The following is a 13,790-nucleotide window of genomic DNA, read 5'->3' on the forward strand; positions in this document are numbered from 1 at the left end:
AAAGAAGGCTATTTCTGCAGGGCGCAGGAGCATGCGCGGGACTGGGCGCGCTACCCTTCCGAAGTTACGCTGCCGACGCGCTCGGCCTGAAGGCAGGTAAACCGTACGCCGGAACCAGACTGGCGATCATGCTGCCGCCCTCGTCGCAGTTCCGCGCACAGGAAAAGCGCTTGCCGGAATTCGAGGCGGCCTCGGGCATCAAGGTGGCCTACCAGTACGTGCCTTATGGCCAATTGCTGGAAAAGCTTACGACCGAAGCCGTGGGGGGCAGTTCGGCTTATGACCTGGTGGCCTACCAGGACAGCTGGCTGGCATCGCTGGCCAATTACCTCAGCCCCATCGATGCGCAAGTGCGCGCCGATGGCGTCGATATGAGCCGCTATCCGGACGTGTACCGCAAGGCTTGCCAGTTCAGCGGCGCGACCTATGGCTTGCCGGTCCGCGCGCATCCCCAGTTGCTGTTCTACCGCAAGGACCTGTACGAGCAGGCTGGCATTTCACCGCCCGCGACCTGGGACGACATGTTGACGTCCGCCGCGGCCGTGCAGAAGCAGACAGGTGTTCCGGGCGTGGCCATGGACTATGTAAAAGGCAGCGGGTTTCAGAACCTGTGGCTGTGGTTCAACTGTCTTTGGGGACATGGCTCCGACGTGCTGGATGCCGAAGGCAAGCCGCTCTTTAACAACGCGGCAGGCGTGGCGGCGACACAAGCCTACGTGGATGTGCTGCTCAAGCATAAGGTGGCCAACCCGGGCTCCAGCCAATTCAACGAATACGACATGGTCAACGCCATGGCCCAAGGCAATGCGGCGACGATGATGGTCTGGTGGTGGACGTATTCCGTGTTGACGGGCGATCGTTCCCGCCTGAAGCCCGAACAGGTGGGATTTGCGCCGATGCTGCGCGTGGGGCAGGCGCAGTCGCCGACCGTCGCGATCGTGATGCCCTTCGGTATCTCACGCCAGTCGCGCCACCAGGAGGCCGCATGGGAGTTCATGAAATGGGTGTCCAACCCTGTCCTGGAAAAAGCCATCGTCTGCGATAAGAGCGATCCGCAAAGCGCGGACATCGTCGCGACGCACACGGCCACCTATCTGGACGAAGCCGTCAACGCAGCCAACCACGGCCTGCACCGCGCTGCCCTGGCGAGTTTGCAGCAAGCTCGAACGGTGCCGCAATTGGCCGCGTGGCCGCAAATTGCCACGGCGTTGGAAAGCGCCATTTCGGAGATCGTGTCCAGCGGAAAACCTGTCAGGCCCGCGCTGGATGACGCCGCGGCCCAGGTCGCCCGCATCGCCCGCCGCGCGGGCGGCCGTGGGCGTAGCCAGGAAAGCCGATCATGAAAGACCGTTATCTGAAGTACGCGCTGCTGGCCCCGGCACTCGTGGTGTGCGCCGCCACGCTGCTGTATCCGTTATGCCAATCGTTGTTCTATTCGCTGCACGACTGGAACCTGGGCCGTTCACCCACGCCGCAAGGCTATGTGGGCCTGCTCAACTATGTCGATCTGATTCTGCATGACCCGGAGTTCCTGGGCAGCGCCTGGGTGACGCTGGTGTTCACCGTGCCTTCCGTGGTGTTGACCATGGTGATCGCGTTGGGCCTGGCCATGCTGCTGGCGGGCGACGGCCGCTTGCAGGTTAACGCCCGCACGCTGCTGGTGATTCCGTTTGCCATGTCGCCCGCGTTGGTCGGCATCTCATGGCGGTTCATGCTGAACCCGGAGTTCGGCGTGGTCGATGCACTGCTCAAGACATTGGTGCCTGGCTGGAGCGGCGCGCCGGTCCTGGCCGATCCGGTATTGGCGATGGCGGCGCTGATCGCCGTGGACGTCTGGCACTGGGCGCCGTACTTCATGCTGACGTTCATTGGCGCGTTGGCCGCGTTGCCGCAGGACACGCTGGATGCGGCGCAAGTGGATGGGGCAGGGCGCGGAAGGATCTTCTTCGAAATCGTGCTGCCGCAACTCAAGCCCGTGCTCACCATCGCCATCCTGCTCAAGACCATTTTCTCGCTGAAGATGCTGGACCAGGTCGTGACGATGACGGCGGGCGGTCCCGGCACCGCCACCGACACCTTGCCGCATATGGTCTACAGCACCGCCTTCCGCTTCTACGACATCGGCTACGCCTCGGCGATGGCCTGGTTGCTGGCTGTCGTAATGATGGCGCTGGCGCTGATCTATTCTCGTTTTGCCATGGGGCGCCCATCGTGATGACGCAAACCGCAACGCTTCCTGCCCGCGCCGCCGCGCGCCCCTCTCGCCGCCGCGGCGTCCTGCGCCGGCTGGCCATATGGTTGATCGCCGGCGTCTGGTTCGCGCCGGTCGTCTGGATCGTGGCCACCGCCTTCAAGCCCCGGCTGGACGTATACAGCCTTGCGCTGGCTTTCCGACCCACGCTGGATAACTTCATCGCCGCTTTCGGTTCCCCCTATCTGCTGGGCGAGCGCCTGGCGAACAGCCTGTTCGTGACGGCGGGCACGCTGCTCATGGCCATTCCCCTGTCGACGCTGGCGGCTTACGCGTTCTCACGGTTCCGGTTCCCGGGCGGACAACTGGGGCCGCTTTTATTGCTTGCCACGCAGTTCCTTCCTCCGGTCATCATCGTCATCCCGCTGTTTGTCGTGTTCCGCAACCTGGGCCTGCTGGATACACCCTGGGCGCTGATGGTGGCGAACCTGTCGTTTGTCGTCCCGTACGCCACCTGGATGATCAAGGCCTTCTTCGATGCCTTGCCGCCGGATATGGAAGAAGCCGCTCAGATCGATGGCGCCTCGCGTTTGCGTGCCCTGTGGGATGTCGTGGTGCCGGTGGCGTTGCCGGGCATCGCCACCGCCGCCATTTTTTCGTTCGTCGTCTCGTGGAACGAGTTTTTCTACGCGCTCGTGCTGACGCGCGACCACGCAGTGACGTTGCCGGTCGCGCTGATGAGCGCACGCACCGAACAGGGCGACGCCTGGGACATCATGGCCAGCATGGGCTTGTTCATCATTGCGCCGATGCTGCTCATTTCGCGCTTCGTGCAGCGCTACTTCGTAAAGGGCCTGGTCGCAGGCGCGATTCGCTGAGGATAAACATGGCTTCCGTAAAACTGATTGATGTGGAAAAGCGCTGGGGCGGCGTGGTGGGCGTCGCGCGGCAGTCCCTGGACATTGCCGACGGCGAATTCGTGGTCTTCCTGGGCCCTTCGGGTTGCGGCAAGACAACCACGATGCGCATGGTGGCTGGGCTGGAGGAACCCAGCGCAGGTGAAATCTGGATCGGCGGACGGGACGTGACCGACGCCTTGCCCAAGGATCGCGATGTGGCCATGGTTTTTCAGAACTATGGGCTCTACCCGCATTTGACGGTGGGCGAGAACATCGCCTATCCGCTCAAGGTGCGTGGCATTGGCCGTGCCGAGCGGGCCCTGCGTGCACGCGAGGTCGCCGACAAGGTCGAGTTGGGGCATTTGCTCGACCGTCGACCGCGCGACTTGTCCGGGGGACAGCGGCAACGCGTGGCGCTGGCGCGCGCCATTGTGCGGCGGCCCCAGGTGTTCCTGATGGATGAACCCTTGTCGAATCTGGATGCGAAGTTGCGCGTTTCGATGCGTGCCGAGATCCGCCGCCTGCAGTGCGAACTACGCATTACGACGATCTATGTGACGCACGACCAGATCGAGGCGATGACGCTGGCTGACCGGGTCGTGGTCATGCGAGGCGGGCTGATCCAGCAGGTTGGCACCCCAGCCGAGGTCTACAACCGTCCGGCCAACCTGTTCGTGGCGGGCTTTGTCGGATCGCCGCCGATGAACCTGTTGCCCGCCCGCATGGCCGACGGTGGGCTGAGCGTCGAGGGGCAGCGCCTGAGCGGCCTGGCAGGGCCTGACAACACCGAGCTGGTGCTGGGCATCCGCCCTGAAGACGTGACACTGACGCCGGCCGGCGCGGGCGATCTGGACGGTGTCGTGTACATGTTCGAACTGACCGGCGACGCGGTGCTGGTGACGCTGGACGTGGGTGCTGCTCGGCTTTGCGTGCGCGGAGACCGCCATCTGCGCTACGGCATCGGAGAGCGCATCGGCCTGAGCCTGCCGCGCGAACACTGCCATCTGTTCGATGCCGCGACCCAAGCGCGGCTGGTGGATTGAGCCATGGCGTTCTGGTCAGGCCGGCCACGAGGCCGATCCCCGCAAGACCACTTCACCGGGCAGCCTCTCCTGGCGGGGGCGTCCGCCGGGTTGCAGGCGGCGCGCCTGCAGCATTTCCATGGCCCGGCGCGCCATCTCATCGATGGGCTGGCGCACGGTGGTCAGCGCATACGGGGCGCGCGCGCCTTCGGGGACATCGTCAAAGCCGGCGACCATCAGGCGCTTGGGAATGTCCCAGCCCAGCCGATGGCGGCAGGCGTCGATGACGGCCATCGCCATCTGATCATTGGCGCAGAACACCGCGTCGGGATTGGCGCCCCTGTCCACGGCCTGCAGGAATACCTCGTGCGCCTGATCGTACGAGAAACCGCCATCAAGCACTTGGCACGCGGGAAGACCGGCCGCGCGCAGCGCTTTCTGGAAGCCTTCGATCCGTTCGCGGCCCACGGGCGCTTCCCGCGGACCGCCCAGGCACAGGAAATGCTTTCGGCCGGCAGCCAGCATGCCCTGCGCGAGCGCCTGCGCGCCAGCGGCGTGATCGGTGGAGACCCCATCAACGGCGATGCCCCCAGGTTGCCGGTTGAAGAACAACACCGCGACGCCCTGGTCCGTGAAGCGCCGCACATCGTCGTCGTCCATGGTGGCGCATGCGATCAGGCCGTCCAGGGGATACCCCACCAGCCCGTGGAGCACGGGCTTGACCGACGCGTCGTCGTCGACGGCCAGCAGGATCATGTGCTGGCCCGCGCGCGCGAGGGCGTCGCCCAACGTGTAGAGCAGAGCCGGCGCGCTGCGCAAGGTGTACCGCGTGATCAGTACGCCCACGGCGTGGGATCGGCGGGTGATGAGCGAGCGGGCCAGCGCGTTGGGCGCGTAGCCCAGGCGCGCCGCCGTGGCCAGCACGATTTCCCGCGTTTCGTCCGAGATGTTGCTGCCGGGCTGAAAGCAGCGCGAAACGGTGGACTGCGCAACGCCCGCAGCCGTGGCGACGTCGTAGGAGGTGGCGCGCGGGCGGCGGTTTTTGGCAACAGGCGGCATGAGGCAGGCAGGACGATGGATAGGGTCGGCCCTATTTTGCATTCGAATGCGTTGACTTCACAACTCAATCCAACCTGGCGCCAGCAGGCGCTTTTTTTTGGGAAAGCACAGTAATGACTGAGATTGTCCTTGACCGCGAGGCGGCGATGGCGCGGGCGATTCCGCGCGAAGCCATGGTGGCGTGCAAGCTTGCCTTCATCGACTGCAAGCTGCCTGGCTCCGATTTGAAGGAGAACTACTCCATGATCGGCGCAGGCGTGACGCAATCCGAAGACCAGGTCGTGAACCTGACCGAGCCGCATGGCTTCAGCGTCGGTGCGGCGGCGATGCCCGCCGGCGTCACGAACAACCTGCATCTGCATTTCAGCGCGGAAGTCTTCGTGATCTATTCGGGCCGCTGGAAATTCCGTTGGGGCTCGGGCCCGGGCGCCGGTGAAATCGAGGGCGGCCCGGGCGACGTGCTGAGCATCCCGACCTGGATCTTCCGGGGTTTTTCCAATATCGGACAGGACACGGGTTGGATATTTACCGCCCTGGGCGGGGATGACACCGGCGGCATCATCTGGCATCCGGACATCCTGACGGCAGCCGCCGCGCACGGCCTGTTCCTGGGGCGGGATAACACCTTGCTGGAAGGCGCGCCGGGTCTGCCTCCGGCGGCGGAACTGATCCGTCCGCTTACGGAGCAAGAGATGGAAATGCTTCCGCGCTACACACCCGATCAGATGCGTCAACGCCACCTTGCCGCCGGCGCGCGCGACTGGTCGGCCAGCGGCTGGCTCGGCAATGCTGCAGGCGGCGGCTGCGAGCTCGCACCCGTGATCGGCTACGGCATGAGTGAAGAGCGCGGGCTGCGGGCACCCATCGGCAATCCGCATGGGTTTTCGCTGGACTGGATGCGCCTGGCGCCCAGGCAGACGACGCGCCGTTTCCGGTTGCGGGAAAAGCAGGTGCTGATGGTCATGGAGGGGGCCATGGACCTGGTGCTCAATGCGCCGGGGCAGGAAGTTCGCGTGCGGCTCGAAGAGCAGGCCGTGTATTCCGTGCCGGCCGGCGTCTGGCGGGAGGTCTCGGCCGGCGAATCGCCCGTTGTCGTCGCGGTGCTGTGCGCGGGAGACCAGCGCAAGCGCATCGAATGGCCTGACGAGGTGATCGAAGAGGCTGCCCGGCAGAACTGCGCGCTGGACCCCGACGGCTACATCGCGCCGCGTCACCTGCTGCCGGACAGTGCGATCGGCGTCGGCGAATTGAGAGCCTGATGGGCTCTCCGCTCCCGCTGGTGCTGATTGGCGGCACACTGTGTGATGAAGCCTTGTGGCAACCCATGCTGCACGCCGCGCCGGCGCTTGCGGCGCATGCGCGGATCTTGGCGTATTCCCGTTACCGGTCCGCGCAGGAAGCCGTCCGCGACCTGTTGCCGGACCTGCCCGGCCGCTTCGCCGTGGCGGGGTTTTCGCTAGGCGGATTCCTGGCGCTGGAAATGATGGCGCAGGCGCCCGAACGCGTGGCGGGGCTGGCGCTTATCGCCACCAATGCCCGCGCAGACGCGCCGGCCAATGCCCAGGCTCGCCGGCAGGCGGCGGTGGACGCCGAACGGGAAGGCGTGGCCTCCTATGTCCGCCGGGTGCTGTGGCCAAGCTACGTCGCGCCCAGCCGACTTGATGATGATGCGCTGATGTCATGCATTCTTGCCATGGCACGGCGAGTGGGGGCCGACACCTTCGGCCGTCAGGCCGACATCGCCGTGCTGCGGGCCGACAGCCTGCCGCGCCTGGCTGACGTGCGCGTGCCGACCCTGATCGTCAGTGGCGAGGCCGACCTGCTCAACCCTGCCGACCGCCAGCAGGAAATGGCGGACCGCATTCCGGACGCCCGCTGGGTCCGCCTGCCGCAGGTCGGGCATTTCGTGCCGCTGGAGGCGCCCGCCGCGTTGGCCGCCGCAGTGCGGCAATGGGCGGCCGGACTGTGAAGGACGTCTGGCGGTCCGTCCCGCTTTCCGCCTACACTTGCCGCTTTCTTCGTTCGCCGACCTCCCGCAAGGAAACGCCCATGACCGCACGCACCGCCTGGTTCCTGTCCTGCATGCTTTTCATGGGCGCCGCCCAGGCCGGGTCCGCCCCGGCCGAACTGTCCTGCACTTCGGAGAGCGGCAAGGTCGCGCTGAAAGGGGTGATCCCCTCGCCGTCATCTGAAGAACTGAACATCACGCTGAGCTATTTCGACGCGAACCTGAACTTCAACTCTGACACGCACGCCAACAGTCTCGTGGTAGAAGATTTTCCGCAATCGGTGTTCACGCTGCTCGCCCCATCCCCGGGAGGCGCGCTGACGCTCTATGCCTTGCCGTCCAGCGTGGCGGTGGCCAAGCAGGCCAACGGCGATATCGCGGGCAGCTTCCGGGCTAAGCTGGCTGGGCCCCGCCCTCGTTCGGCGGGCGGGGTGCAGACAGACCTCCCGCTCAAGGCCACGCTGCACTGCGATTACCGCTATTCGCTGTAGGCGGCTACAGGCCGTCGTTGCCGGGCAGGTGCAGCGCCACCACTTCCGTGTCGCCATCCCTGAACGCCGGATACCGGCTTCGGACCAGCGGGTCGTGCCCGGGCACGATATGGTGCGGCGACTCTGCGTGCTTTAGCAGCGTTTCATAGCCTGCCAGCATGTCGGCCACGTTCAGCACGATGGGAAACGGCGCGTCCAGGCCCATGTTGTCGTAGTAATGGCTGGCGTCGGAAGCCAGCACGATCCAACCGCGCGCCGTATGCACGCGTACGGCCTGCAGGCCTTGCGTGTGACCGCCGATGTGCAGCAGTTGCAGGCCTGGCGCGAGCTCGTCGTGGCCATGGTAGAAATCCACCCGCTTGTCATAGACCCCGCGCACCACGTCAAGCACGTCTTCCACCGCGTAGGCGTGGCGCAGCATGTCGAAGCGCATGTTGCAGCCGCAGGCGTAATGCAGCTCGCTTTCCTGCAAGTGCAGCCGGGCGTGCGGCAGCTTGCGCAGATTGCCGGCGTGGTCGTAGTGCAGGTGGGTCACGATCACGTCCTGGATGTCGGCCGCGGAGATGCCCAGCGTCTTCAACGCATCGATGGGGCAGCGCAGGAAATCGCGGCCGCGCACGCGGGCGGCCGCTTCGTTGAAGCCGGTGTCGACCAGCCAGACGCGCGGGCCCTGGCGGATGACCCAGACGAAATAATCCATCGGCATGGGGCCGTCGTGCGGGTCGGGCGGGGTAATGAAATTCTGGCCGCGTCGGCGCGCGACGGTGGCGTAGCGCAAGGCATAGACTTCGTGGTTCGGCAGCGTCATGCGATTCCCCGGGCGGTGCGGATGTGGTCGAGTTCGGGCTTCAGGTAGTCAAGCAGGCGTTGCGGGTTCTCCACCATGGGGAAGTGGCCCAGCTCGGGCATGGCGGCAAAGCGCGCGCCGGGAATCCGCGCGGCGACGCGGCGGCTGTCTTCGGGGCTGGCGGAGTAGTCGTAGGCGCCGGTCAGGAGCGACACGCTGAAGCGCCGGGTATCCAGGCCCGTCAGGTGTTCGGCGGCGTCGAAGTCTTCGCTGTAGAACCAGAGATCGTTGGCGTAGACGTTGAAGCCGCCTTGCGCGTAGATCCACGCGGCGTCGCGGCGCGCCGCCAGCGTGGCCGCCGGGCCCATCAGCCCGCGCACGTAGGCCGGGTTGTGCGCCGCTTGGTTGACCTGCGGATGGCACAGCATGGGTGTGCGCCGGCCGGTGGCCTTCCAGGGGGCTTCCAGCGCCACGACGCCCGCCACATCCTCCGGACTGCGGGCGGCGGCAACGAGCGCCATCGCAGCGCCCATCGAACAGCCCAGCAAGACGGCGGGGGAGCCTGCCACCTGGCGGATGACGGCTACGCAGGTCTGCAGATAGGTGTCGCGGGTCAGGCCCGTTTCGGTCCAGGCCTGGCCGGGCAGCGGCATGCTGCGGCCGTGGCCGGGCATGTCGAAGGCGATCATGCGCCATTGGCGGCGCAGGCCGGGGTCCGCCATCAGCGCGTGGTACTGGCGTGAATCGGCGCCGGCGGTGTGCAGCATCAGCAGCGGTGGGCCATCCGCCAAGCCGCTGGTTTCATAGTAGAGGGACGTGGAGGTCGCGCCCAGATCCAGGTTGGCGTAATGGCCGGTGATGGCGCTGCGGTCAAGCAGGGAGGGGGCCGCGGCGACCTGGCCACGCAGGATTTCGAACAGCCGTTCCAGGGGATGCAGCGCCTGGGCGATGGCCAGGGCGTCGCCTTTGACGCGCAGGCCCTGAGCCTGGCGATGTGCGGCGGTGAACGAGTGGTAGCCCGGAGGCGGGGTGGGATCCAGCAGCTTGCGCCAGGTATCGGGCGGAGCGCTGATGACGATGCATTGCGAGGGTGCGGCGGGCTGGCCCGCCCAGGCAGGGATCCGGTCTTCCGGATCCGCGCCCACTTGCAGCCAGATGGCGCACGGCAGGCCCCTGGCTGCGGAGATGAATTCGCTATCCTGCTGCGCCAGGGCCGCCGCGGCCCTCAGTTCCTGGACGATCGCCTTCACTTGCGGATGCCTCCTCTTGTTGGCGCCTGAGCACCTCGAGCGCGGTGCGTTCCGCGTTCACGATATGGCTCTGTGCGGCCGCTTGGGCGCCTTGTGGATCCCGAGCATGGATGCGCTCGAAGATGTGATCGATTTCGGCCATGCTTTCCGGCAGCCGTTCGGGGCGCGCGAACGAGGTCGCACGCAGCAGGTTGATGCGCGACAGCAGGCCGGGCAGCATGTCCTTGATCAGATCGTTGTCACAGCCCGACAGCAGCACGTCGTAGAAATCGCGCTTGGCGGCCAGCAATGCCGATTTGTTGCTGCCCTTGGCCTGGCGGTGCAGTGCGTCCACGGCCTTGCGCAGGCGCTCGACGTCCGTGTCGCTGGCCAGCCTTGCGAATTCATGCGCGGCAAAGCCTTCCAGCAGGGCCCGCAGGGAATAAAGGTCGCGGGCGGCCTTCTCGGTGATGCGCACCACCGTCGGGCCGCGGTGCGGCTCGATGGAGATCAGGCGTTCGGCCTCCAGCGTGCGCAGCGCTTCGCGCAGCGTGCTGCGGCTGATGTTCAGCTGTTCGCACAGTTCGGCTTCGCGCAGGCGTTCGCCGCCCTTGATGCGCCCGTCCATGATGGACGTGCGCAGGAATTCCTCGACGCGGGTGCGCAAGGTGGTCGGTTTTTCGAATACTGCGCCGGTGGGGGTGGGCATGGCTGTCTCTCGTTTAGCGTAACGGCGGGCGCGAGCGGCAGCGGGGGCTTTTGGCCCGGCTGCGGCGAACCGCCGGTTCAACGTAAAGACGCAATATATCCCGCCGGCAGGCCATGGCTATAGCCCGAGGTAGGCCGCGCGGACGCGGCTGTCTTCCAGCAGCGCGTTGCTCGGGCCGGACAGCACCATCGTGCCGGATTGCAGCACGTAGGCGTGTTCGGCCACCGACAGGGCCAGCCGGGTGTTCTGCTCCACCAACAGGATGGTCAGGCCGCTGCGGTGGATATCGATCATGGCCTGGTGCATTTCCTCGACGATCTTGGGCGCCAGGCCGTGGCTGGGCTCGTCCAGCAGCAGCAGGCGGGGTTCAAGCATCAGCGCCCGGCCGAAGGCCACCATCTGCTGTTCGCCGCCGGACAGCGTGCCGGCCTGCTGCCGGCGCCGTTCGCGCAGGCGGGGAAACAGGGCGTAGACGCGGTCGCAGCTGCGTTTGAGGCCGGCCGCGTCCTGGCGACGGGTATAGCCGCCCAGGTACAGGTTTTCCTCCACCGTCATTTCCGGGAAGACGTGGCGGCCTTCAGGGACGTGGGCGATGCCCAGTTCCGGGATGCGGTGCGGGGGCAGGCGCAGGATCTCCCGGCCGTCGAAGGCGATGCTGCCGCTAACCTTGTCCAGCAACCCCGAGATGCAGCGCAACAGCGTGCTTTTGCCCGCGGTGTTGGCGCCGACGACGGCGATGAAGCCGCCTTCGGGGACGTCCAGCGAGACCTCGTGCAGCACCGGGCTGCGGTCGTAGGAGGCGGTCAGCCCCTGGATCTGCAGCAGGCTCATGCGGCCACCTCCACCTGTTCCATGGATTTGCCCAGGTAGACCTCGATCACCGTCGGGTCGGCCGCGATGTCGGCGGGGCTGCCTTCGGCGATCTTCTGGCCGAAGGACAGCACCAAAATGCGGTTGCACAGCCGCATGATGGCGCGCATGTGGTGCTCTACCACGATGAAAGTGATACCGGATTCGTCGCGCAGCGTACGGATCAGGTCCAGCAGCGCGTCCATCTCGGATTCGTTCAGCGCCGCCATCACCTCGTCCAGCAGGAAGACCTTGGGATCGGTGCACAGCGCGCGGGCCAGTTCCACCCGGGCCTGCTCGGGAAAGGACAGTTCGCCGGCCGGCTTGGCGGCGATGGAGGACAGGCCGACACGGTCCAGGTTGTCTCGGGCGACCTGACGCGCGCGCGGCACGTCGTGGCGCAGCAGGCCGCCCACCAGCACGTTGTCCAGCACGGTCATTTCGGGAAACAGCGCCACGTTCTGGAATGTCTTGGTCATGCCGCGGGCGGCGATCTGATGGGGGCGCAGGCCGCTGACGTCCTCGCCTTCCAGTTCGATGCGGCCGCCCTGGCTGGCGTACAGGCCCACCAGCAAGTTGAACAGCGTGGTCTTGCCGGCGCCGTTGGGCCCGATCAAGCCCAGGATGTCGCCCCGGGCCACGGTGAACGACACATCGTCCACCGCTTTCAGGCCGCCGAAGCGCCGCTGGATGTTCGACACCTTCAGGATGTCAGGCATGCTGGCCCCGCGTCAGGTTACAGAGCCGCGCCCACAGCGCCGACAGGCCGCGCGGCTCGATCAGGATGATGGCGATCAGGATGAGTCCGAACGCCAGCTGCGACACGCCTGCGGTGTGCCCGGACAGCCAGTCGTTGAACACTTCTTCCAGCGGGATGATGACCAGCGCGCCGACCAACGGGCCCGCGACGGTGCCGACGCCGCCGATGATGCAGATCAGCGCCACGCGCACCGAGATGCCCACCAGCGAGAACACGGTGTCCGGGTCGAAGAAGTAGATGAACTGCGCGTACAGTGTGCCGCAGGCGCCCATCAGCGCGGCCGAGATCACGGCGGCCAGGATGCGCGTTTGCGCCGTGTTCACGCCGATGACTTCGGCAGCCTGCGGGTTGGCCTTCACGGCGCGCAGCCGGTAGCCCAGGCGCGAATGGCTGATCAGCGCGAAGACGATCGACGTGACCAGCGCGGCGCCCAGCATCAGGTAGTAGTACGGGATGCTGGACTTGAACTGCATCTGCGCCACGCCTTCCGAGAACGGGATGGACAGGCCGACCGGCCCGCCCGTCACCGATGCCCAGGTGTTGGCGATGGCGCGCAGCACTTCGCCGAACGCCAGCGTGGCCAGCGCGAAGTAGTGGCCGCGCAGCCGCATGGTGGGCAGGCTGAGCAGCGCGCCCGCCACGGCCGCCACCGCCATCGCGGCGACGATGCCCAGCCAGGGCGAAATGCCGTAGCGCATCAGCAGCAGGGTCGAGGTGTAGGCGCCCAGGCCGAAGAAGGCCGCGTGCCCCAGCGATATCTGGTTGGCCAGCCCGCCTACGATGTTCCAGGATTGGCCCATCGCGGCGAACAGCAGCACCAGCGTCAGGACGCGGATGCCGTAGCCCTGGTCTTCCATCAGCCAGGGGGCGGCCAGCGCAATGGCGAAAAGCGCGGCCCATGGCAGGGATTGTCGAGTCATGGTCATTACGCAGCCCTTTTCAAGAGACCTTCCGGGCGCACGGCCAGGACAAGGATGAAGATGGCGAACAGCACCAGGTTCTGCAGCTGCATGGGCAGCACCAGCGACGACAGCGACTGGATCACGCCGACCGCCACCCCGCCCACCACCGCGCCCATCACGCTGCCCAGCCCGCCCAGCACCACCGCCGTGAACATCAGCACGCTGAACTGCGCGCCGACGGTGGTGGAGGCCGTCAGGTAGGGCAGGATGATGCCGCCGCCCAAGGCGGTTAGCCCGACGCCCAGCCCGAAGGCCAGCTGGTGCACGCGGTGGGTGGAAATGCCCGAAAGCCGGGCGGCCATCGGGTCCTGGGCGGTGGCGCGCACCGCCATGCCCCACCAGGTTTTCTTCAGCACCCACCACAACGTCAGTCCGGCGACAGACGCCACCGTGAAGGCCAGCAGATAAGGCGCGCTCAGGAGGATCGGGCCGATCGACAGCGCCGTCATCTGATAGGGCGTCTGCACCGAGCGGAACTCGGATCCGAACAGGATCAGGGCCAGGTTCTCCATCACGATGAGCAGGCCCACCGTCAGGAAGATCTGCGCCACCGCCGGGGCCTTCAGCACCCGGTTGATCAGGAACTTCTGCGTCAGCACGCCCAGTACGAAGGCCACCGCGAACGACAGTAGCGACCCCAAGAGCGGGTCCAGCCCCAGCAGCTTCCAGGCGAAGTACGCGACGAACATGCCCACCATCAGGAACTCGGCCTGGGCGAAGTTGACGATGGAAACCACCCCGAAGACGAGCGTCAGCCCGATCGAGATGACCGCGTACACGCCGCCCAGCAGAATGCCGTCTACCAGCGCCTGCAAGAATTGCAT

The 13,790-nt window shown here is 66.3% G+C and carries 15 protein-coding genes; 7 read left to right on the forward strand and 8 right to left on the reverse strand.

Annotated elements, in window-relative coordinates; all coding sequences use genetic code 11:
• Window positions 1-128: 128 nt before the first annotated feature.
• The 4 genes from CEY09_RS12440 to CEY09_RS12455 are packed head-to-tail and all read left to right on the forward strand — an operon-like array spanning window position 129 to window position 4,133.
• Window positions 129-1,343: an ABC transporter substrate-binding protein gene (locus tag CEY09_RS12440; RefSeq protein WP_088588820.1), complete on the forward strand. Its 1,215-nt coding sequence runs from the start codon at window positions 129-131 to the stop codon at window positions 1,341-1,343.
• Window positions 1,340-2,215 (forward strand): carbohydrate ABC transporter permease, encoded by an 876-nt coding sequence (locus tag CEY09_RS12445; RefSeq protein WP_088588821.1) that lies wholly within the window; start codon window positions 1,340-1,342, stop codon window positions 2,213-2,215. Before CEY09_RS12440 ends, CEY09_RS12445 begins: the two co-directional genes overlap by 4 nt.
• A complete protein-coding gene (locus CEY09_RS12450) occupies window positions 2,215-3,069 on the forward strand; it encodes a carbohydrate ABC transporter permease (protein ID WP_088588822.1) in 855 nt (284 codons plus the stop codon). Before CEY09_RS12445 ends, CEY09_RS12450 begins: the two co-directional genes overlap by 1 nt.
• A gap of 8 nt (window positions 3,070-3,077) precedes the next feature.
• Window positions 3,078-4,133, forward strand: a complete 1,056-nt coding sequence (locus CEY09_RS12455; RefSeq protein ID WP_088588823.1) for an ABC transporter ATP-binding protein — start codon at window positions 3,078-3,080, stop codon at window positions 4,131-4,133.
• A 15-nt stretch (window positions 4,134-4,148) separates the two neighbouring features.
• Here CEY09_RS12455 and CEY09_RS12460 read toward each other — a convergent pair whose 3' ends face one another.
• Window positions 4,149-5,171 (reverse strand): LacI family DNA-binding transcriptional regulator, encoded by a 1,023-nt coding sequence (locus CEY09_RS12460; RefSeq protein WP_088588824.1) that lies wholly within the window; start codon window positions 5,169-5,171, stop codon window positions 4,149-4,151.
• A gap of 113 nt (window positions 5,172-5,284) precedes the next feature.
• On the opposite strand from CEY09_RS12460, the gene CEY09_RS12465 reads away from it, so the two are divergent.
• The 3 genes from CEY09_RS12465 (at window position 5,285) to CEY09_RS12475 (ending at window position 7,670) form a co-directional block, all read left to right on the forward strand.
• The gene (locus tag CEY09_RS12465) at window positions 5,285-6,430 is read left to right on the forward strand and encodes a cupin domain-containing protein (protein WP_006227077.1); all 1,146 of its coding nucleotides are present in this window, start codon (window positions 5,285-5,287) and stop codon (window positions 6,428-6,430) included.
• Complete coding sequence (locus CEY09_RS12470; protein WP_088588825.1) at window positions 6,430-7,140, forward strand: alpha/beta fold hydrolase; 711 nt, start codon at window positions 6,430-6,432, stop codon at window positions 7,138-7,140. Before CEY09_RS12465 ends, CEY09_RS12470 begins: the two co-directional genes overlap by 1 nt.
• Before the next feature lie 80 nt (window positions 7,141-7,220).
• Complete coding sequence (locus CEY09_RS12475) at window positions 7,221-7,670, forward strand: hypothetical protein (RefSeq protein WP_088588826.1); 450 nt, start codon at window positions 7,221-7,223, stop codon at window positions 7,668-7,670.
• Window positions 7,671-7,674: 4 nt separating this feature from the next.
• Here the strand turns inward: CEY09_RS12475 and CEY09_RS12480 are convergent, their stop codons facing one another.
• The 7 genes from CEY09_RS12480 to CEY09_RS12510 form a co-directional block, all read right to left on the reverse strand.
• Window positions 7,675-8,478: an N-acyl homoserine lactonase family protein gene (locus CEY09_RS12480; protein WP_088588827.1), complete on the reverse strand. Its 804-nt coding sequence runs from the start codon at window positions 8,476-8,478 to the stop codon at window positions 7,675-7,677.
• On the reverse strand, window positions 8,475-9,707 hold the full coding sequence (locus CEY09_RS12485) for an alpha/beta fold hydrolase (protein ID WP_088588828.1): 1,233 nt from the start codon (window positions 9,705-9,707) through the stop codon (window positions 8,475-8,477). Before CEY09_RS12485 ends, CEY09_RS12480 begins: the two co-directional genes overlap by 4 nt.
• Window positions 9,652-10,395, reverse strand: a complete 744-nt coding sequence (locus CEY09_RS12490) for a GntR family transcriptional regulator (protein ID WP_088588829.1) — start codon at window positions 10,393-10,395, stop codon at window positions 9,652-9,654. The genes CEY09_RS12485 and CEY09_RS12490 overlap by 56 nt, the downstream gene beginning before the upstream one ends.
• Window positions 10,396-10,512: 117 nt before the next feature.
• Window positions 10,513-11,226: an ABC transporter ATP-binding protein gene (locus tag CEY09_RS12495; RefSeq protein ID WP_088588830.1), complete on the reverse strand. Its 714-nt coding sequence runs from the start codon at window positions 11,224-11,226 to the stop codon at window positions 10,513-10,515.
• Window positions 11,223-11,963: an ABC transporter ATP-binding protein gene (locus CEY09_RS12500; protein ID WP_088588831.1), complete on the reverse strand. Its 741-nt coding sequence runs from the start codon at window positions 11,961-11,963 to the stop codon at window positions 11,223-11,225. Before CEY09_RS12500 ends, CEY09_RS12495 begins: the two co-directional genes overlap by 4 nt.
• Entirely contained in the window at window positions 11,956-12,924 is a 969-nt protein-coding gene (locus CEY09_RS12505) for a branched-chain amino acid ABC transporter permease (RefSeq protein WP_234818276.1), read from the reverse strand. Before CEY09_RS12505 ends, CEY09_RS12500 begins: the two co-directional genes overlap by 8 nt.
• Before the next feature lie 5 nt (window positions 12,925-12,929).
• Window positions 12,930-13,790, reverse strand: coding sequence for a branched-chain amino acid ABC transporter permease (locus tag CEY09_RS12510; RefSeq protein WP_088588833.1), 861 nt, complete (start codon window positions 13,788-13,790; stop codon window positions 12,930-12,932).

Source organism: Achromobacter marplatensis, from assembly GCF_002209535.1.
Taxonomy (GTDB): Bacteria; Pseudomonadota; Gammaproteobacteria; order Burkholderiales; family Burkholderiaceae_B; genus Achromobacter; species Achromobacter marplatensis.